16 protein-coding genes are annotated in these 18350 nt (G+C 62.7%); 13 read left to right on the top strand and 3 right to left on the bottom strand.

What is annotated here, in order from left to right; all coding sequences use genetic code 11:
• Nucleotides 1–5 precede the first annotated feature (5 nt).
• Complete coding sequence (locus NKK52_RS15100) at nucleotides 6–695, bottom strand: FadR/GntR family transcriptional regulator (RefSeq protein ID WP_245259915.1); 690 nt, start codon at nucleotides 693–695, stop codon at nucleotides 6–8.
• 245 nt (nucleotides 696–940) lie between these two features.
• On the opposite strand from NKK52_RS15100, the gene NKK52_RS15095 reads away from it, so the two are divergent.
• The 4 genes from NKK52_RS15095 (at nucleotide 941) to NKK52_RS15080 (ending at nucleotide 5278) form a co-directional block, all read left to right on the top strand.
• Nucleotides 941–1930: an arabinose ABC transporter substrate-binding protein gene (locus tag NKK52_RS15095; RefSeq protein ID WP_023668118.1), complete on the top strand. Its 990-nt coding sequence runs from the start codon at nucleotides 941–943 to the stop codon at nucleotides 1928–1930.
• A gap of 70 nt (nucleotides 1931–2000) precedes the next feature.
• Nucleotides 2001–3512: an L-arabinose ABC transporter ATP-binding protein AraG gene (gene araG, locus NKK52_RS15090; RefSeq protein WP_023685303.1), complete on the top strand. Its 1512-nt coding sequence runs from the start codon at nucleotides 2001–2003 to the stop codon at nucleotides 3510–3512.
• Nucleotides 3513–3523: 11 nt separating this feature from the next.
• On the top strand, nucleotides 3524–4474 hold the full coding sequence (gene araH, locus NKK52_RS15085) for an L-arabinose ABC transporter permease AraH (protein WP_023685302.1): 951 nt from the start codon (nucleotides 3524–3526) through the stop codon (nucleotides 4472–4474).
• 24 nt (nucleotides 4475–4498) lie between these two features.
• Nucleotides 4499–5278 (top strand): SDR family oxidoreductase, encoded by a 780-nt coding sequence (locus NKK52_RS15080; protein WP_023685301.1) that lies wholly within the window; start codon nucleotides 4499–4501, stop codon nucleotides 5276–5278.
• A 62-nt stretch (nucleotides 5279–5340) separates the two neighbouring features.
• Here NKK52_RS15080 and NKK52_RS15075 read toward each other — a convergent pair whose 3' ends face one another.
• Complete coding sequence (locus NKK52_RS15075) at nucleotides 5341–6288, bottom strand: GlxA family transcriptional regulator (protein WP_023685300.1); 948 nt, start codon at nucleotides 6286–6288, stop codon at nucleotides 5341–5343.
• An 86-nt stretch (nucleotides 6289–6374) separates the two neighbouring features.
• Here NKK52_RS15075 and NKK52_RS15070 point away from each other — a divergent pair, with 86 nt between their 5' ends.
• From NKK52_RS15070 to NKK52_RS15040, 7 genes are all read left to right on the top strand, one after another.
• A complete protein-coding gene (locus tag NKK52_RS15070) occupies nucleotides 6375–7082 on the top strand; it encodes a DJ-1/PfpI family protein (protein ID WP_023685299.1) in 708 nt (235 codons plus the stop codon).
• Nucleotides 7083–7203: 121 nt separating this feature from the next.
• The gene (locus tag NKK52_RS15065) at nucleotides 7204–7938 is read left to right on the top strand and encodes a FadR/GntR family transcriptional regulator (protein WP_023668124.1); all 735 of its coding nucleotides are present in this window, start codon (nucleotides 7204–7206) and stop codon (nucleotides 7936–7938) included.
• Nucleotides 7935–9131 (top strand): PLP-dependent transferase, encoded by a 1197-nt coding sequence (locus NKK52_RS15060; RefSeq protein WP_023685298.1) that lies wholly within the window; start codon nucleotides 7935–7937, stop codon nucleotides 9129–9131. Before NKK52_RS15065 ends, NKK52_RS15060 begins: the two co-directional genes overlap by 4 nt.
• A 26-nt stretch (nucleotides 9132–9157) precedes the next feature.
• Nucleotides 9158–10435, top strand: coding sequence for an ABC transporter substrate-binding protein (locus NKK52_RS15055; RefSeq protein WP_023685297.1), 1278 nt, complete (start codon nucleotides 9158–9160; stop codon nucleotides 10433–10435).
• A gap of 231 nt (nucleotides 10436–10666) precedes the next feature.
• Nucleotides 10667–11590: a carbohydrate ABC transporter permease gene (locus NKK52_RS15050; protein WP_023685296.1), complete on the top strand. Its 924-nt coding sequence runs from the start codon at nucleotides 10667–10669 to the stop codon at nucleotides 11588–11590.
• Nucleotides 11590–12438: a carbohydrate ABC transporter permease gene (locus tag NKK52_RS15045; protein ID WP_023668128.1), complete on the top strand. Its 849-nt coding sequence runs from the start codon at nucleotides 11590–11592 to the stop codon at nucleotides 12436–12438. The genes NKK52_RS15050 and NKK52_RS15045 overlap by 1 nt, the downstream gene beginning before the upstream one ends.
• Nucleotides 12439–12441: 3 nt before the next feature.
• Complete coding sequence (locus tag NKK52_RS15040; protein WP_023685295.1) at nucleotides 12442–13509, top strand: ABC transporter ATP-binding protein; 1068 nt, start codon at nucleotides 12442–12444, stop codon at nucleotides 13507–13509.
• A 72-nt stretch (nucleotides 13510–13581) separates the two neighbouring features.
• Here the strand turns inward: NKK52_RS15040 and NKK52_RS15035 are convergent, their stop codons facing one another.
• Nucleotides 13582–14424 carry an AraC family transcriptional regulator gene (locus tag NKK52_RS15035; RefSeq protein WP_081727386.1) on the bottom strand — a complete coding sequence of 281 codons (843 nt, stop codon included), beginning with the start codon at nucleotides 14422–14424 and terminating at the stop codon, nucleotides 13582–13584.
• Nucleotides 14425–14671: 247 nt separating this feature from the next.
• On the opposite strand from NKK52_RS15035, the gene NKK52_RS15030 reads away from it, so the two are divergent.
• Together NKK52_RS15030 and NKK52_RS15025 are read left to right on the top strand one after the other, a co-directional pair.
• Entirely contained in the window at nucleotides 14672–16120 is a 1449-nt protein-coding gene (locus tag NKK52_RS15030) for an alpha-glucosidase/alpha-galactosidase (protein ID WP_031204342.1), read from the top strand.
• A gap of 112 nt (nucleotides 16121–16232) precedes the next feature.
• Complete coding sequence (locus NKK52_RS15025) at nucleotides 16233–18344, top strand: ABC transporter substrate-binding protein (RefSeq protein WP_033000503.1); 2112 nt, start codon at nucleotides 16233–16235, stop codon at nucleotides 18342–18344.
• Nucleotides 18345–18350 lie beyond the last annotated feature (6 nt).

Here is an 18350-nt window from a genome sequence, read left to right as displayed (position 1 = left end):
TGGTCTCAGTTGTTCTTGAGTTTCTTGGCGCTGACCAGGTCGCGCGCCGCAAGGTCGAGGATCCGGCCTGCCGCCGCACGCGCCGCCGCGGCATCGCGCATGCGCAGTGCCTCCACCACCTCGCGGTGCGCCGCCACTGCTTCCATGCGCCGGGCGAGCGAAATGGTCGCCGTTGCTTCAAGCGAGAATTTCAGCCCGGTGTCGATCAGATTGCCGATCTGGCGGAAGATCGGGTTGTGGCTCGCGGCATAGACGATCTGGTGGAAGGTGATGTCCGAGCGCGAGAAGGCGGCGAGATCCTCGCCGGCATTGGCCATGCCGCGCCAGGCGGCTTCGAGATCGGCGATCTCCTGCAGCGTCGCACGAGTCGCCGCCAGTTCAGCTACCAGAGGTTCGATGGCGCGGCGCGTCTCGAGGATGGCGTCGAACAATTTGTCGTCCAGCGCATGCGGCGCGTGCCAGGCCAGCACCTGCGGGTCGATGATGTTCCAGTTGTCCTGTTCACATACAACCGTGCCGATGCGCGGCCGCGACAGCACCAGCCCCTTGGCGGCCAGCACCTTCAGCGCCTCGCGGATGACGGTGCGGCTGACGCCATATTCGACGCCGAGCTCGTTTTCGGTCGGCAGAGACGAGCCGGCGGGATAGCGTCCGGAAAAGATGTCTGAGGCAAGCGCCTTGGTCACATCGGGCATGACGCGCGGGCGGCGGGTGTCGCCTGATGCCTTCTTCGAAGTTTCGGTCACCTCAGCCCTCCTCCAAGGCGGCGAAACCACTGATCTCGCGTCCCCGGCCTTACCGGATGCGGATGATTTGCGCCAGCGATCCCTGGTCGGAGCATGTAGCTCAATTATCATACCAGATCAATTGACGAGTATGATAAAAAGAATTAGAGACTCTGCATCCGGGCTGAGCGCCCGGCCATCGCTGGGAGGTAATCATGCGACTTCTGAAGACCGCGCTCGTCGCGGGCGCCCTTGCCGTGCTGTCCGTCACGACCATCGCTGCATATGCTCAGGACACCAAGATAGGTTTTATCGTCAAACAGCCCGAGGAGCCGTGGTTCCAGGACGAATGGAAGTTCGCCGACCAGGCCGCCAAGGAGAAGGGTTTTACCCTGGTCAAGATCGGCGCCGAGGACGGTGAGAAGCTGATGTCGGCGATCGACAATCTCGGCGCGCAGGGCGCGCAAGGCTTCATCGTCTGCACACCTGATGTGAAACTCGGCCCCGGCATCGTCGCCAAGGCCGCCGCAAACAATCTCAAGCTGATGACCGTTGACGACCGTCTGGTCGGCGCAGACGGCAAGGCGCTGGAAGACGTGCCGCATATGGGCATTTCGGCGACCAAGATCGGCGAGGCCGTCGGCCAGGCGATCGTCGACGAAATGAAGGCGCGCGGCTGGAAGGCCGACGAGGTTGGCGCCATCCGCGTCTCCTATGATCAGTTGCCGACCGCCGTCGACCGGGTCGAAGGCGCCATTTCGGTGCTGAAGGCCAACGGCTTCAAGGCCGAAAACATCTTTGACGCGCCGCAGGCCAAGACCGATACCGAGGCTGCGCTCAATGCGGCGACGGTGGTACTCAACGCCCATGCCGACATCAAGAAGTGGGTCTCCTTCGGCCTCAACGACGAAGCCGTTCTCGGCGCCGTGCGCGCTTCCGAAAGCGTCGGCATCCCGGCCGAAAACGTGATTGGCGTCGGCATTGGCGGCGCGGATTCGGCTATCAACGAGTTCAAGAAGCCGACCGCCACCGGCTTCGTCGGCACGGTGATCATCTCGCCGAAGCGTCACGGCTACGAGACTGCGCTCAACATGTATGACTGGGTCGCCAACAACAAGGAACCCGAGAAGCTCATCCTGACCGCCGGTGCGCTGGCCAAGCGCGACGACTACCAGACGGTCCGCAAGGGTCTCGGCATCGAATAATCCTCCCTGTACAAACAGGCGGCGGCTCATAGCCGCCGCCTGTTTGGCATGGCAAAAGGATAGGCGCCCCATGTCCCTTCTCGACTTCTCGGAAATCACCAAGACCTATCCGGGCGTCAAGGCGCTGTCCGGCATCTCGTTCAGCGTCGACAAGGGCGCCGTGCATGGCTTGATGGGCGAGAACGGCGCCGGCAAATCCACGCTGATCAAGATCCTGTCGGGCGACCAGCATGCCGATGACGGCGCAATCAGCATCGACGGCGAGGTCCAGGCCTATTCATCGACGAGGGATGCCTTCGACAATGGCGTCATCGTCATCCACCAGGAACTGCAGCTGGTTCCTGAGCTCACTGTTGCCGAAAACCTCAGCCTCGGCCGCTTCCCCGCCAACGCCGGCATCATCGCCCGTGCCAGGATGCTGGACGATGTTGGCGCCAAGCTGAAATCGGCGGGCATCGACATCGACATCAGCCGCAAGGTCAAGACGCTGTCGATCGGCGAGCGCCAGATGGTCGAGATCGCCAAGGCGATCATGCTCGACGCGCGCGTCATCGCTCTGGACGAGCCGACCTCGTCATTGTCGTCGCGCGAAAGCGAAATCCTGTTTGCCCTGATCGACCGCCTGCGCGGCGAGGGCAAGGTCATCATCTATGTATCGCACCGGCTGGACGAAGTGTTCCGCCTCTGCGACAGCCTGACCGTGCTGCGCGACGGCAAGCTCGCGGCGCACCATGCGTCGCTGAAAAACGTCGCACGCGACCAGGTCGTCGCCGAAATGGTCGGCCGCGAAATCTCCGATGTCTGGGGGTTTCGCCCACGCCCGGCCGGCGATGTCCGGCTGAAGGTCGACGCTGTTTCCGGAGTAAAACTGACGACGCCTGCCAGCTTCGAGGCAAGGGCCGGCGAGATCGTCGGCTTCTTCGGCCTGATCGGCGCGGGGCGCTCGGAACTGATGCGGCTGGTGTTCGGCGCCGACCCGCGCTCAGGTGGCACCATTACCGTTGATGGCAAGGTCGTGCATGCCACCGATCCGCATGACGCGATCCGCGCCGGGATCGTTTTGTGCTCGGAAGACCGCAAGCATGACGGCATCATCCAGGGCCGCTCGATCGAGGAGAACATCAACATCTCGTCGCGGCGTCATCACACACGCTTCGGAATCTTGAACCGCGCTAGCGAGATCGCCACCGCCGAGACCTTCATCAAGAAGCTCAAGGTGCGCACGCCGTCGCGCAAGCAGGACATCATCAACCTCTCCGGTGGCAACCAGCAGAAGGTCATTCTCGGCCGCTGGCTGTCGGAGCAGGGCGTGCGCGTGCTTATCGTCGACGAGCCGACACGCGGTATCGATGTCGGCGCCAAAGCGGAAATCTACGAACTGCTCTACCAGCTTGCCGAAGACGGCATGGCGATCGTCGTCGTCTCGTCCGAACTGCCGGAAGTGATGGGCATTTGCGACCGCATCCTGGTGATGTGCGGCGGGCGCATCAGCGCCGAACTCGCGCGCGACCAGTTCGCCGAAAAAGCGATCCTGGCCGCCGCTCTTCCCGATCAGAAAACCCCCGACGCGATCGCATCCTGAGGATCTTTGCCATGACCGATCAGTTGAAGAAGATCCTGCTCGGCGAACAGGGCCTCGTCGTGATCTTCATCGTCGCCTTCGTGCTGGTGTCGCTGCTGGTGCCGAATTTTCTGACCGACCGCAACATGCTCGGCCTGCTGCAGTCGGTGGTCACCGTCGGCATCGTCGCCTGCACGATGATGTTCTGCCTTGCCGCGCGTGACTTCGACCTCTCGGTCGGCTCCATCGTCGCCTTTGCCGGCATGGTCGCGGTAATGGCGTCGAACTATACCGGTTCGATCCTGCTCGGGCTTCTCGCGGCAATCACCTGCGGCGCCTTCGTCGGCTTCATCAACGGCGTCGTCATCGCCAAATTCCGCATCAACGCACTGATCACGACGCTTGCCACCATGCAGATCGTGCGCGGCCTTGCGCTGATCGCATCGGACGGCCGCGCCGTCGGCATCAACAGCCCGGATTTCTACCAGCTGGCGCTGTCGAAGCTGTTCGGCATTCCGACGCCGGTCTGGGTCCTGGCCGTGCTGTTTTGCATCTTCGGTTTTGTCCTCAATCGTACCGTCTTCGGCAAGAACACGCTGGCCATCGGCGGCAACCCGGAGGCCTCGCGCCTGGCGGGCGTCAATGTCGACTGGACGCGCATCTGGATCTTTGCTCTGCAAGGCGTGGTCTGTGGCATCGCCGGCATCCTTTTGGCCTCGCGCATCACGTCGGGCCAGCCCAATGCGGCGGTCGGGCTTGAACTCTCGGTCATCTCGGCCTGCGTGCTCGGCGGCGTCTCGCTTGCCGGCGGCCGCGCCACCATGTCGGGCGTCATCGTCGGCGTGCTGATCATGGGCATCGCCGAAAACGCCATGAACCTGCTCAACATCCCGGCGTTCTACCAATACATTGTGCGCGGCGTGATCCTGCTGCTTGCCGTTTTGCTCGACAATCTGCGTTCGTCGGCACTGGGCCGGCGCTGACCATCTTCCAGTGGAGTGACAGCCATGGCTGAGCGCCTGTCCGGCAAACGCATCTTCCTCACCGGAGCCGCGCAAGGCATTGGGCTTGCCATCGCTGAAGCTTGCCTCGCCGAAGGGGCAAGGCTGTTCCTGGTCGATCGCGACGGCGCGCTGCTGGACAAAACGGTCGCCGGCCTTGCCGCACCGCAGGGCCATGTCGGACATACCGCAGCCGACATCAGCGACGGGGCCGCGATTGCCGCTGCCGTCAGCCGGGCGACCGACGCGATCGGGCCGATCAACGCGCTAATCAACAATGCCGGGATGAATGTGTTCTCGACGCCGCTCGAGGCGACCGAGGAGGAGTGGAATCGCAATTTCGATGTCAACGTCAAAGGCGCCTGGAACTGCGCCAAGGCGGTGCTGCCGGCAATGATCGCAAATGGCGGTGGCGCGATCCTCAACATCGCCTCGACGCACAGCTTCACCATCATCCCTCATACCTTCCCCTATCCCGTGGCCAAGCACGCGCTGCTTGGGCTGACCAAGTCGCTGGCGCTGGAATATGCCGGGCAGGGCGTGCGCGTGAACGCGCTGGCGCCCGGTTATGTCGAGACGCAGAAGGCGACCGACTATTGGAACAGTTTTGCCGATCCGGTTGCGGCGCGCGCCAAGACGCTGGCGCTGCATCCCGGCGGCCGCATCGCCTCGGCGCGCGAGATCGCGCTGGCCGCTGTGTTCATGATTTCTGAGGAGTGCCCGTTCATGAACGCGGCGACCCTCGTCGTCGATGGCGGGCTCAGCCAGCTACAGCATCCCGCCTGAACGCTGGAGAGGCTCTATTCCTACGGCATCGACCGCCGGCCTAATGGAGCAAGCAGTCGCGATCAGAACCGCTCGCGATAGGCGCGCGGATTGGTGCCCAGCACGCGCAGAAAGCCGCGCCGCATGGTTTCTTCCGAGCCGAAACCGCAGCGGCGGGCCGTCTGGTTGACGGGCTGGCCCCGCTCCAGCATCCGCCGCGCCGCCTCGATCCGGATCTCCTCGATCGCGCGGGCAGGTGTCCGGCCGGTGGCCTCGCGATAGCGCCGCGAGAAGCTGCGCGGGCTCATATTGGCGTGGTCGGCCAACTGCGTGAGCGACAGGTCACCGGCCAGATTTTCGAGGATCCAGCCATGCAGCCGGTCGAAGCGCCCGTCGCCTTGCTGCAGCTTGAGGGTCTGGCTGAATTGCGCCTGGCCACCGGGACGTTTCAGGAAGACCACCAACTCGCGCGCCACGCCGAGCGCCGTGTGCCGGCCAAGGTCGGCCTCGACGAGGGAGAGGGCGAGATCGATCCCCGCCGTTACGCCGGCGGATGTCCAGACATTGCCGTCGCGGATGAAGATCGGATCGGGTTCGAGCCGGACCGCGGGAAAGCGCCGGGCGAACTCCGCGCAGCGTCCCCAATGGGTCACCGCGCGGCGGCCGTCGAGCAGGCCAGCCGTCGCCAGCAGCATGGCGCCGCTGCAGACGGAAGCGGTTCGGGTGGCATCGCGCGAGCGACCGGCGATCCACTGGACCAGCACGGGATCGTCGCAGGCCGCGTTGACGCCCCATCCTCCGGGGACAAGCAGCGTGTCGATCTTACCTCCGTGGGTTGGCAGCACTGCTGCCTCCAGCACGAGACCGGCCGATGTCCGGATGCGCGGTGAGGCGGCGACGACCACGACCTCGTAAGGAGCCGGTTCGCCGGCCTGCCTTTTGAAATCATTGGCGCTGGCAAAGACCTGCAGCGGTCCGCTGACGTCGAGGAGCTGGATGTCGGGATAGGCAAGTACTTCGATACGGCGCATTGGTTTGGCCCGAAGCGAGGGATGAATGGCAATCGTGCCAAACCATGATGCCGTAGATTGCCGGAAGTCAACCCACGGAGATTTCCATGCCCCTTCGTTTCGGCATCCTCGTATTCCCCGACGTCCAACAACTCGACCTCACCGGCCCATACGAAGTCCTGGCATCGGCCAAGGATGCCGAGGTGGAACTGATCTGGAAGGATCGCAACCCGGTGACGTCATCGACGCGCCTCTCGCTGACGCCAACCGCGACCTTTGACGATTGCCGGCCCCTCGACGTGCTGTGCATTCCTGGCGGGGGCGGGGTCAACGCGCTGCTGGAGGACCAGACAGTCCTCGATTTCGTGTGGGAGCGCGCGGGGCAGGTGCGCTACATCACCTCCGTTTGCAGCGGTGCCCTGGTGCTTGGGGCGGCCGGACTGCTGAGGGGCAAGCGCGCGACCACGCACTGGTATGCGCATGCTTTCCTTGAGGAGTTCGGAGCGATCCCGGTCGACGAGCGTATCGTCGAAGACGGCAAGCTCATCACCGCCGGCGGCGTCACTTCGGGGATCGACTTCGGCCTGGCGCTGGTTGCGAGGCTGCTTGGACAGGAGGAGGCCGAGATCGTGCAGCTCTCGCTCGAATACGCCCCGGCTCCTCCCTTTCGGTCCGGCACGCCCGCCGAGGCGTCGCCTGCGGTGCTGGCGCAGGCAAAAAAGCGCCTCTCTGGTTCGAGGCGGGTTCGCGAGGCGATCTTCGCTCGCTGGCGCGAGGCTCGCGCCGCCGCTGCGCCGGCGCGCATCCACGGCTGAAACAGCAAGGCCGAAGGTGCATCCCCTGGCCCTTCGGCCTTGCTGCGTTTCCACTGTTGACAGGTCCCTTCGTCTGTGCAGAAATTGGTTGGACCATTGAACCACTTCGGTAATAGCCCCGGTGACCGAATTCAGCCTTCCGCCGATCCAGACGACGGCCCGCGACGACGCGGTGCTGAAGGCGTTGGCCGGCTTCGTCATGCGCGAGAAGCTGGAACCCGGTGAGAGGCTGCCGACCGAACGCATCCTCGCTGAGCGTCTGAAGGTCAGCCGCAACACGGTGCGCGAGGCGCTGACGCGCTGGGAAGGGCTTGGCCTGGTCGAGCGCCGGCAGGGCTCGGGCACCTATCTCAAGGCCGCCGTCTCGCTCGACATGCTGCACATGCCGCTGACGCTTGCCGGCGGCAATGATTTCACCGGCCTGATGCGCACGCTGGAAATCCGCCGCGCGCTGGAAGCGGAAGCCGCCGCCCTTTGCGCCATTCGTGCCGACAAGGACGACCTCGCCGAGATCGAGCGCAAGCTCGACATCATGGAGGAAGAGTTTCTCAGCCGCGCCGGCATGTCGTCGGAAGAGGACTGGGAATTCCATCAGGCGATCTACCGCGCCTGCGGCAATCCGCTGTTCGAGCAGATTATCGCCGCCATGCACGAACTGTTCCACCGCTTCTGGGAACATCCGCTCGGCGTGCGCGATTTCGGCCACGCAAGCTTTCCCTACCACCGCACCATGTTCGACTGCATCGCCGCGCACGATCCGGAAGGCGCCCGGGCCGAAGCGCTGAAGCTGATCGCCACGGTCGAGGACGATTTGAAGCGCGGCGCCGCCAACCTCAAACTTTCGGTCCGCACATGAACGAGCACAGCTTCGACCCAGGCATTTCCGGCAGCGACTATCTCGCCGAGGCGGCGACGCTTCTGGCGCATGACGGCCCGTTCCCCGGCAATGCGGTGGTGCCGCCGATCTACCAGACCTCGCTGTTCACCTTCGCCAGCTATGCCGACATGGCCGACACCTTTGCCGGGCGCAGGAAACAGCCGATCTATTCGCGCGGCGACAATCCGACGGTGATGGAATTCGAGTCGCGCGTCGCAGCGCTTGAAGGTGCTGAAGCCGCACGTGGTTTTTCGAGCGGCATGGCTGCGATCAGCGCGACGTTGCTGGCTTTCGTCGGCGCAGGCGAACGCATCCTTGCGGTGCGCAATTGCTATGGCGACGCCTACCGACTGTTCGAGCGGCTGTTTCCGCGCCTGCATATCAAGGTCGACTATGTCGACGGCTCCGATCCGGATGCGGTGGCCGCGGCACTTCCCGGTGCGAAACTGCTCTACCTGGAAAGCCCGACCTCGATGATGTTCGAGCTGCAGGATCTCGAACATCTGACGCGGCTGGCGAAAGAGCAGGGCATCGTCACCACAATCGACAATTCCTGGGCGACGCCGGTGTTCCAGAAGCCGATCCTGCACGGCGTCGATCTGGTGCTGCATTCCGCCTCGAAATATCTCGGCGGCCACAGCGATACCGTCGCCGGTGTGGTGGCGGGCTCGGCCGCCCATATCAAGCACATCAACGACCAGACCTACTCGCAGCTTGGCGCAAAGCTGTCGCCCTTCGAGGGCTGGCTGCTGTTGCGCGGCCTGCGCACGCTGCCGCTGAGACTGCCGCATCACATGAAGAGCGGGCTCATCATCGCCGAGCGCTTGAAGGCGCATGACAAGGTCGAGCGGGTCAATCATCCCGCCTATTCCAACCATCCCGGCAAGAAGACGCTTGCCGGCTATGCCGGGCTGTTCTCCTTCGAGGTGACGGAGGATGTCGACATTCCCGCTTTCGTCGATGCGCTGAAATTTTTCCGCATCGGCGTCAGCTGGGGCGGTCATGAAAGCCTCGTCGTGCCGGCAAAGGCCTCGCTCGAGCAGACACCGGGTCTCAATTCGATGGCGCGCTTCGGCGTCAGCCCCCGAACCATCCGCTTCAATGTCGGATTGGAAAGCGTCGAAGACCTCTGGGTCGACATCGGCCAGGCCTTCGACAAAGCAAAAAAATGACTGGGTTCAAAATGGGAGTTCTGAACATGAAACGACTGAGCATCATGCTTGCCACCGCTGCCGGCCTGGCGATGTCCGCCAGCGGCGCATTGGCCGACACCACCCTCAAGCTGGTCGAGGTCATCACCAGCCCGCAGCGCACCGAATTCCTGAAGAAGCAGATCGCCGAGTTCGAGGCCGCCAATGCCGGCGTCAAGGTCGAGGTGGTCTCGCTGCCCTGGGGCCAGGCGTTCGAGAAATTCCTCACCATGGTGCAGGCCGGCGATACGCCCGACATCGTCGAGATGCCGGAGCGCTGGATGGGCCTCTACGCCACCAACGGCCAGCTCGAGGATCTCGGTCCCTACATGGCCAAATGGGATGATGCCAAAACGCTCGGCGACCGCGCCAAGCAGTTCGGCTCGACCGTCAACAACACCCAGTTCATGATCCCGTACGGCTACTATGTGAATGCGCTGTTCTGGAACAAGAAGCTGTTCAAGGAGGCCGGTCTCGACGGCCCGCCGGCGACACTCGACGACTTCATCGCCGACTCCAAGAAGATCTCCGCCATTCCAGGCAAGTACGGCTATTGCCTGCGTGGTGGGCCGGGCGCCTTCAACGGCATGCACATGTTCATGAACATCGCCGCTGGCAAGGGCGGCTACTTCAACGAGGACGGCACCTCGACCATCAACGAGGAGGGCTCGGTCAAGGGCCTGCAGATGCTGGCCGACATGTACAAGGACGGGCTGGCGCCCAAGGATGCGGTGAGCTGGGGCTTTAACGAGACCGTCACCGGCTTCTATTCCGGCACCTGCGCCATGCTCAACCAGGATCCCGATGCGCTGATCGGCATTGCCGACAAGATGAGTGCCGACGATTTTGCCGTGGCGCCGCTGCCTGTGGGGCCAAGCGGCAAATCCTATCCGACGCTGGGCTATGCCGGGTGGGCGATGTTCGCCAATTCGCAGCACAAGGACGATGCCTGGAAGCTGATGGCGACGCTGTTGTCGCCCAAGGACAATCTCGAATGGGCCAAGGAAGTCGGCGTCGTGCCGATCCACAATGGCGCCGACCAGGATGCCCACTTCAAGACCGAGCAGTTCAAAGGCTGGTTCACCGAACTCAGCGACACTTCCAAATATGAAATGGTGACGCCGCCGACACATCTGGAGAACCTCGGCAATTTCGTCGACCAGGTGGCGATCAAGAATTTCCAGGAAGTGCTGCTCGGCCAGAAGTCGGCCAAGGACGTTGCCGATCAATGGGCCGCGTTCCTGACCAAGGAACAGCAGGACTGGCTGGCCAAGAACAAGAAGTAGTTCTTCCACCTTCTCCCCGTTTACGGGGAGAAGGTGGCCCGAATGCATGTCGCCCAAAAGTGCGTAGCGGTTTTGGGACAACGACATGCACAGACAGGCCCGGATGAGGGGCAGCGCGAGCACCCCAAGGCTGGCGCCGCCCCTCATCTGCCTGCCGGCATCTTCTCCCCGTGAACGGGGAGAAGGGTGCTGTTGCCGCTGTCGGCACCCACCCATGATTGTTGAGCGCTAATGACTTATGCCGTGTCCGAAATACGATCCGCCGGCCGGCCGCGAAAGAAGCGGCTGACGCATGCAGCAATCGAGCCCTGGCTTTATCTCAGCCCGGCGATCGTTCTGCTGGTCGTGGTGCTGCTGGTGCCGCTGATCATCGGCATCAGCTATTCGTTCCGGAAGTTCTCCGCCTTCAAATCCGAATATGTCGGTCTAGGCCAGTATCAGGCGATGCTGACCGACCAGGTGCTGGGGCAGGCGCTGGTCAACACGCTGTGGTGGACCGTCGCCAGCCTGTTCTTCCAGTTCTTCCTCGGCCTGGGTCTGGCGTTGCTGCTCGACAAACCGTTTGTCGGGCGCAAGTTCGTGCAGGCGGTGGTGTTCCTGCCCTGGGCGGTGCCATCTTTCCTGTCGGGCCTGACCTGGGCGTGGCTGTTCAATCCGATCATCGGACCACTGCCGCATTGGCTCTTCACGCTCGGGCTGAAGGCCGAGCCGACCAATGTGCTGTCCGATCCGGCGACCGCCATGTGGGGGCCGATCATCGCCAACATCTGGTTCGGCATTCCGTTCTTCGCCATCACGCTGCTGGCGGCGCTGAAGTCGATCCCGTCGGAACTGCATGAGGCGGCCGCAATCGACGGCGCTTCGCCTTGGCAGCGCTTCACCAAGGTGACGCTGCCGTTCCTGGCGCCGACCATCGTCATCACCGTCATGCTGCGTACGATCTGGATCGCGACCTTCGCCGATCTGATCTTCGTCATGACCGAGGGCGGGCCGGCCGGCTCGACCAGCACGGTGCCGGTCTACATCTATGTCAGCGCCTTCAAGTCGCTGGACAAGGGCTATGCCTCCGCGGTGGCGGTGCTGCTACTGGTACTGCTCATCGCCTATGCGATCGCGCTGATCGCCATCCGCCGCTTGCTGGTGAGGCACGTCTGATGATTGCCGGACGCTCCACCTCCTCGCGCATCTTCAGCGGCATCGGCCTCTACGCGGCGATTGCCGCCTATATGATCTTTGCGCTGTTTCCGATCTTCTGGACGCTGAAGATTTCGGTAACGCCGGAGCGGCTGCTCTATTCCGAGGGCATCACGCTGTGGCCGTCGCAGACCACCTTCCGCAACTTCATCACTGTCCTGGAAGCCTCTGACTTCCCCCGCTATTTCCTCAACAGCGTTATCGTCTCGGTGTCGACGGCGGCCCTGGTGACAGTCATCGCCACGCTCGCCGGCTACGCCATGTCGCGCTTCACCTTTCGCGGCAAGGCAACGCTGGCGATCATGCTTTTGCTGACGCAAACCTTCCCGCTGGTGATGGTCATTCCGCCGATCTACCGCGTCATGGGCGAGCTTGGCCTGACCAACAGTCTGGTTGGTCTGATCATCATCTACACCGCCTTCAACACCGCCTTCGCCACCTTTCTAATGCAGTCCTTCTTCGACGGCATTCCGAAGGATCTGGAGGAAGCGGCGATGATCGACGGCTGCACGCGGGCGCAGGCGATGCGCAAGGTGATCGTGCCGCTGACCTTGCCCGGCATGGGCGCCACGCTCGGCTTCGTCTTCACCGCCGCCTGGAGCGAATTGCTGTTCGCGCTGATGCTGATCTCCAGCGACGACCAGAAGACCTTTGCCGTCGGCCTGCTCACCTATATCGGCAAGTTCGCCGTGGACTGGGGGCAGATGATGGCGGCGTCGATCCTGGCGCTGATCCCGGTCTGCATCTTCTTCGCCTTCCTGCAACGCTATCTCGTCACCGGCCTCACCGCCGGCGCGGTCAAAGGATAATCGATGGCTTCCGTCACGCTGCAAAACGTCGAGAAGGATTACGGTTCGCTGCGCATCCTGCACGGCGTCGACCTCGAGATCGCCGATGGCGAGTTCGTCGTGCTGGTCGGCCCGTCCGGCTGCGGCAAGTCGACCCTTTTGCGCATGATTGCCGGGCTGGAGGAGGTGTCGGGCGGCGAGATCCATATCGGCGATCGGCTGGTCAACGATGTCGCGCCGAAGGACCGCGATATTGCCATGGTGTTCCAGTCCTACGCGCTCTATCCGCACATGGATGTGTCGTCGAATATGGGTTTCAGCCTGCTTTTGAAGAAGGCGGAGAAGACGACGATCGACGGCAGGGTAGGGGCGGCGGCCAAGCGCCTCGGCCTCGACAGTTTCCTCGGCCGTCTGCCCAGGCAACTGTCCGGCGGCCAGCGCCAGCGCGTCGCCATGGGCCGCGCCATCGTGCGCGATCCCAAAGTGTTTCTGTTCGACGAGCCGCTCAGCAATCTCGACGCCAAATTGCGCGTGCATATGCGCGCCGAGATCAAGGCGCTGCACCAGCAGCTCAAGACCACATCGGTCTATGTCACCCACGACCAGATCGAAGCCATGACTATGGCCGACCGCATCGTCGTCATGCATGACGGCTATGTGCAGCAGGTCGGCCATCCGCTCGAACTCTACGATCGGCCGATCAATACTTTTGTGGCCGGCTTCATCGGCTCGCCCGGCATGAATTTCTTTCCGGCGACAGTGGCCAAGGGCGGCAAGGTGGACGCGGTGCTGGCCGACGGCCAGAAGCTGCGGTTGCCTGATGGCTTGCCGTTGAAGGATGGCGATGTGCTTACTGTCGGGCTACGGCCGGAGCACATCCAGCTTGCCGACGATGGTCCGCTCAAGGCAGAGGTCGAGGTGGTCGAGCCGCTCGGCCTGTCGACGCAGTTCTATGTCCGGCTCGCCAACCAGCTGGTTTGTGTCTTCGTCATGGGACGCAGCACTATCCGGCCGGGCGACACGGTAAGACTGTCTGCCGATCCGGCGGCGCTGCATCTGTTCGATCCCGCAAGTGGCAATCGCATCGGGTGATGGCGGCCATCCGGCCTGTTTTCCGAGCATGATCTCTTCCGGAAACCGGTATCCACTTTTCGAGATCATGCTCTACTGAAGGCTGCCCAGGCTGGCATACATGCCGGTGGTGCGGAACTGCGTCGGGTTGATGCCGTAGAGCCGGCGGAAGACTTTCGAGAAATAGTTGGCGTCCTCGAAGCCGCACAGGATGGCGACCTCCTTGACTGGCAGGAAATCGGCTTTGGTTAGCAGCTTCGCCGCCCGCTGCAGCCGCTGCTGCAGCACGAACTCGGCCGGCGGAACGCCTTCGCTCTCGGCGAAGCAGCGCGAGAAATGGGCGCGGCTGAGGCCGCTGATCTGGACGAGCTCGGCCACGGGCAAGGGCTTGTCGAGATTGGCGTTGATATGATCGATGACCGGCTGCATGACGCTCTGTTTCTCAGTGAAGGCGTGCGAGCCGAAGACATCGTCGTAAAGCGCCATCGCCGCCTCATAGGCGATTGCCGAAGCAGCGCCAGGCGAAGCGCCGCCCTTGATCAGGCGCAGGCTGCAATCGGCGAGATGATCGATCGTCTCCGGCTGCAGCCGAAACACCGGGCCGGAGACGCTGAGTATGGATTTGTGGACGCGCAGCGCCTCCTCGCCATTCATCGAGATCCAGAAATATTCCCAGCGGTCGCCCTTCTCCAGCCAGTAGCGATGGTTGTGCGGCACCAGCACCAGCAGCGTGTCGTTGGCCTGCAGGCGGTAGTTGCGGTTCTCGTAGCGCAACTGGCCGGTGCCGCTGATCGTGTGCTGCAGCACGGTGAACGGCGTCTGGCCGCGCTTGCGCCCGTCCCAGTCGTAAGTCACGCCCTCGCGTACTTCATAGCCGGTGCTGGTCGGCATGGCATGCAGGCGCTGGCGGCCGCGCGGCAGCGAGATGGTGCGCATCAACTGTCCGTTGGCGATCAGATCATGCAGCACAAAATTACCCTCGAAAGCATAATCGTTCTCTGGCCGCGCCCTGGAATAACGGCATAATCCAAATCCTGAGAACGCGAAAGACCCGCGGTCGAGGAGCGGGCGGGGAGGAGAACGAGCCGGAATTCCGGCTCGAATGGCATGCGCGCCAAGGCGGGCCGCCATTCCCTTTCCTGTTGCTCCTTACCCGGCATTCGAATGGATCGAGGTGAAGGTGATGAGTTTCAAAATCGCTATTATCGGCGCGGGCAGCGTCGGCTTCACCAAGAAGCTGTTCACCGACATTTTGTGCATCCCGGAATTCAGCGACATCGAATTCGCGCTGACCGATCTCAGCGAACACAATCTGCAAATGATCAAGGCGATCCTCGACCGCATCGTCGAGGCCAACAAGCTGCCGACCAGGGTGACGGCGACGACCGACCGCCGCAAGGCGCTGGAAGGCGCGCGCTACGTCATCAGCTGCGTCCGGGTGGGCGGGCTCGAAGCCTATGCCGACGATATCCGCATTCCCTTGAAATACGGCATCGACCAGTGCGTCGGTGACACGATTTGCGCCGGGGGCATCCTCTACGGCCAGCGCAACATCCCGGTCATCCTCGACTTCTGCAAGGACATATTGGAGGTCGCCGAGCCAGGCGCCAAATTCCTCAACTATGCCAACCCGATGGCGATGAACACCTGGGCGGCGATCGAATATGGCAAGGTCGATACGGTCGGCCTCTGCCACGGTGTCCAGCACGGCGCCGAACAGATCGCCGAAGTGCTCGGCGCCAAGTCGCACAGCGAACTCGATTATGTCTGCTCCGGTATCAACCACCAGACCTGGTTCATCGATTTGCGGCTCAACGGCCGCAAGATCGGCAAGGACGAACTGGTGGCTGCCTTCGAGGCGCATCCGGTCTATTCGCAGCAGGAAAAGCTGCGCATCGACGTGCTGAAGCGCTTCGGCGTCTACTCCACCGAAAGCAACGGTCATCTCTCCGAATATCTGCCCTGGTATCGCAAGCGGCCGGACGAAATCACCCGCTGGATCGACATGTCCGACTGGATCCATGGCGAGACCGGCGGCTATCTTCGCTACTCCACGGAAACCCGCAACTGGTTCGAGACGGAATATCCGCAATTCCTCGAAGCGGCGTCGAAGCCGCTCGACGTATCGAAGCGCTCGAACGAGCATGCCAGCCATATTCTCGAAGCGCTGGAGACGAACCGCGTCTATCGCGGCCACTTCAACGTCAAGAACACCGGCATCATCACCAATCTGCCGCAGGACGCGATCATCGAATCACCCGGTTTCGTCGATCGCTTCGGCATCAACATGGCGTCAGGCATCACGCTGCCGGAAGCCTGCGCGGCCACCTGCATGGCTTCGATCAACGTTCAGCGCATGTCGGTGCATGCGGCTGTTACGGGCGACATTGACCTGCTCAAGCTCGCGGTGCTGCACGATCCGCTGGTGGGTGCGGTGTCGACGCCGGAAGAGGTCTGGCAGATGGTCGACGAGATGGTCGTCGCCCAGGCGCGTTGGCTGCCGCAATACGCCGATGCCGTGCCGGCCGCCAAGGAGCGGCTTTCGAAATCGATGGTGAAAACCCGCGACTGGGCGGGTGCGGCGCGGCGCAAAGTGCGCTCGATCGAGGAACTGCGCGCCGAAAGGCCCTGAAACAGGCCGGCTGAGAATGCTGGCAGGCGGACAGCGGGAGGCCGGTTCGCCAATCAGCCATCATGAATAGATGCGGGCAGCAGCAGACGTCGAAACATCTGGGAGGAACACAATGAGGAACTTTCGTGGAATTGGAATTCTCGCCGGGCGAAGAATGGGCATTCTCGCCGGGCTGGCGCTGAGCGTCTCGGCATTGGCGCTTGGCAGTGCATACGCGTCCGAGCCGACCACGCCGCCGGCGCCGGCGGCGTTTCCCGCCGAGGGCAAGATCAAATACGTCGCCCGCGATTCCATCCTGGAGTTCAAGGCGCTGCCCGAATATCACGAGCCCGAGTGGGTCACCGAGAAATACGTCAAGACTGGCAAGCTGCCGCCGGTCAAGGATCGCCTGCCGAAGGAGCCGCTGGTGTTCAAGACCGGCAACATGCCGGACGGCATCGGCGTTTATGGCGACACCATGCGCCACGTCATTGGCGGCCGGCCGGAAGGCTGGAATTATGGCGCCGGCCAGACCCAAGGATGGGGCGGCATCGACATCGGCCTTTCGGAATGCCTGACGCGCACCGCGCCTTTGTTCCAGGTCGAGGCCAAGGACACCGAGCCGCTGCCCAACCTCGCCAGGAGCTGGGACTGGTCGAAGGATGGCCACACGCTGACCATGCACCTGGTCGAAGGCGCCAAATGGTCTGACGGCGTTGCCTTCAATGCCGACGATGTCATGTTCTACTGGGACGATGAGGTCGTCGACCCCAATGTCTCGCCGTTGAACGGCGCCACAGCGGAAACCTTCGGTGTCGGCACGACGCTGAAGAAGGTCGACGATTACACCGTCGAGTGGACCTTCAAGGACGCTTTCCCCAAACAGTATCTCTACGCCATGGCCTATGGCACCTTCTGCCCCGGCCCAGCGCATATCCTCAAGCCGCAGCATCCGAAGTACTCGAAGAATACCTACGAGCAGTTCAAGAACGCGTTCCCGCCGGAATATATGAACATTCCGGTGATGGGCGCCTGGGTGCCGGTGGAGTATAGGCCCGACGACATCATCGTCTTGCGCCGCAATCCCTACTACTGGAAGGTCGACGAGAAGGGCAACCAGCTGCCCTATCTCAACGAACTGCACTACAAGCTGTCGACCTGGGCCGACCGCGACGTGCAGGCGGTGGCAGGGGCCGCCGACTTCTCCAACCTCGAGCAGCCGGAGAATTTCGTCGCTTCGCTGAAGCGAGCGGCGGACAAGGACGCGCCGGCCCGGCTCGCCTTTGGCCCGCGCCTGATCGGCTACAATCTGCGCATGAACTTTTCCGCCAATGGCTGGGGCAATCCCGACGAACGCGGCCAGGCGATCCGCGAGCTCAATCGCAATGAGGACTTCCGCAAGGGCATCACCATGGCGCTCGACCGCAAAGCGCTCGGCGACTCGCTGGTCAAGGGGCCGTTCACCGCCATCTACCCCGGTGGCTTTTCCTCGGGCACCAGCTTCTATGACCGCAACTCGACCGTCTACTATCCCTTCGACATCGAGGGCGCCAAGGCGGAACTGGCCAAGGCTGGTCTCAAGGATACGGATGGCGACGGCTTCGTGAACTTCCCGGCCGGGACCGCCGGCGGCAAGAATGTCGAGATCGTGATGCTGGTCAACAATGACTACGGCACTGACAAGAGCCTCGCCGAAGGCGTCGTCGGCCAGATGGAAAAGCTTGGCATCAGGGTCGTGCTCAACGGCCTCAACGGCACCCAGCGTGATGCCTCGCAATATTCCGGCCGCTTCGACTGGCTGATCAGGCGCAACGAGCAGGAGCTGACTTCCGTCGTGCAGAATACCGTGCAACTCGCGCCCGTCGGACCCAAGACCAGCTGGGATCACCGCGCGCCCGAAAGCGGCGTGGTCGACCTGATGCCGTTCGAAAAGGAGCTTGTCGACATCGTCAACAAGTTCGTCTCCTCGTCAGACAATGACGAGCGCGCCAGCCTGATGAAGACGTTCCAGAAGATCTCGACGGAGCATGTCTACAATATCGGACTGACCGAATATCCCGGCGCCCTGATCATCAACAAGCGCTTCTCCAACATCCCGCAGGGAACGCCGATCTTCATGTTCAACTGGGCCGAGGATTCGATCGTGCGCGAACGCGTCTTCGTCGCCGCCGACAAGCAGCAGAAATACGAACTCTTTCCCGACCAGCTTCCCGGCAAGCCCGGCGACAAGGGTCCGACGAACTGAGTTTCC

Source organism: Mesorhizobium sp. C277A, assembly GCF_040324395.1.
GTDB lineage: Bacteria > Pseudomonadota > Alphaproteobacteria > Rhizobiales > Rhizobiaceae > Mesorhizobium.
The sequence above is the reverse complement of the archived record's forward strand: the minus strand, read 5'-3'. Positions and strand labels throughout refer to the sequence as shown.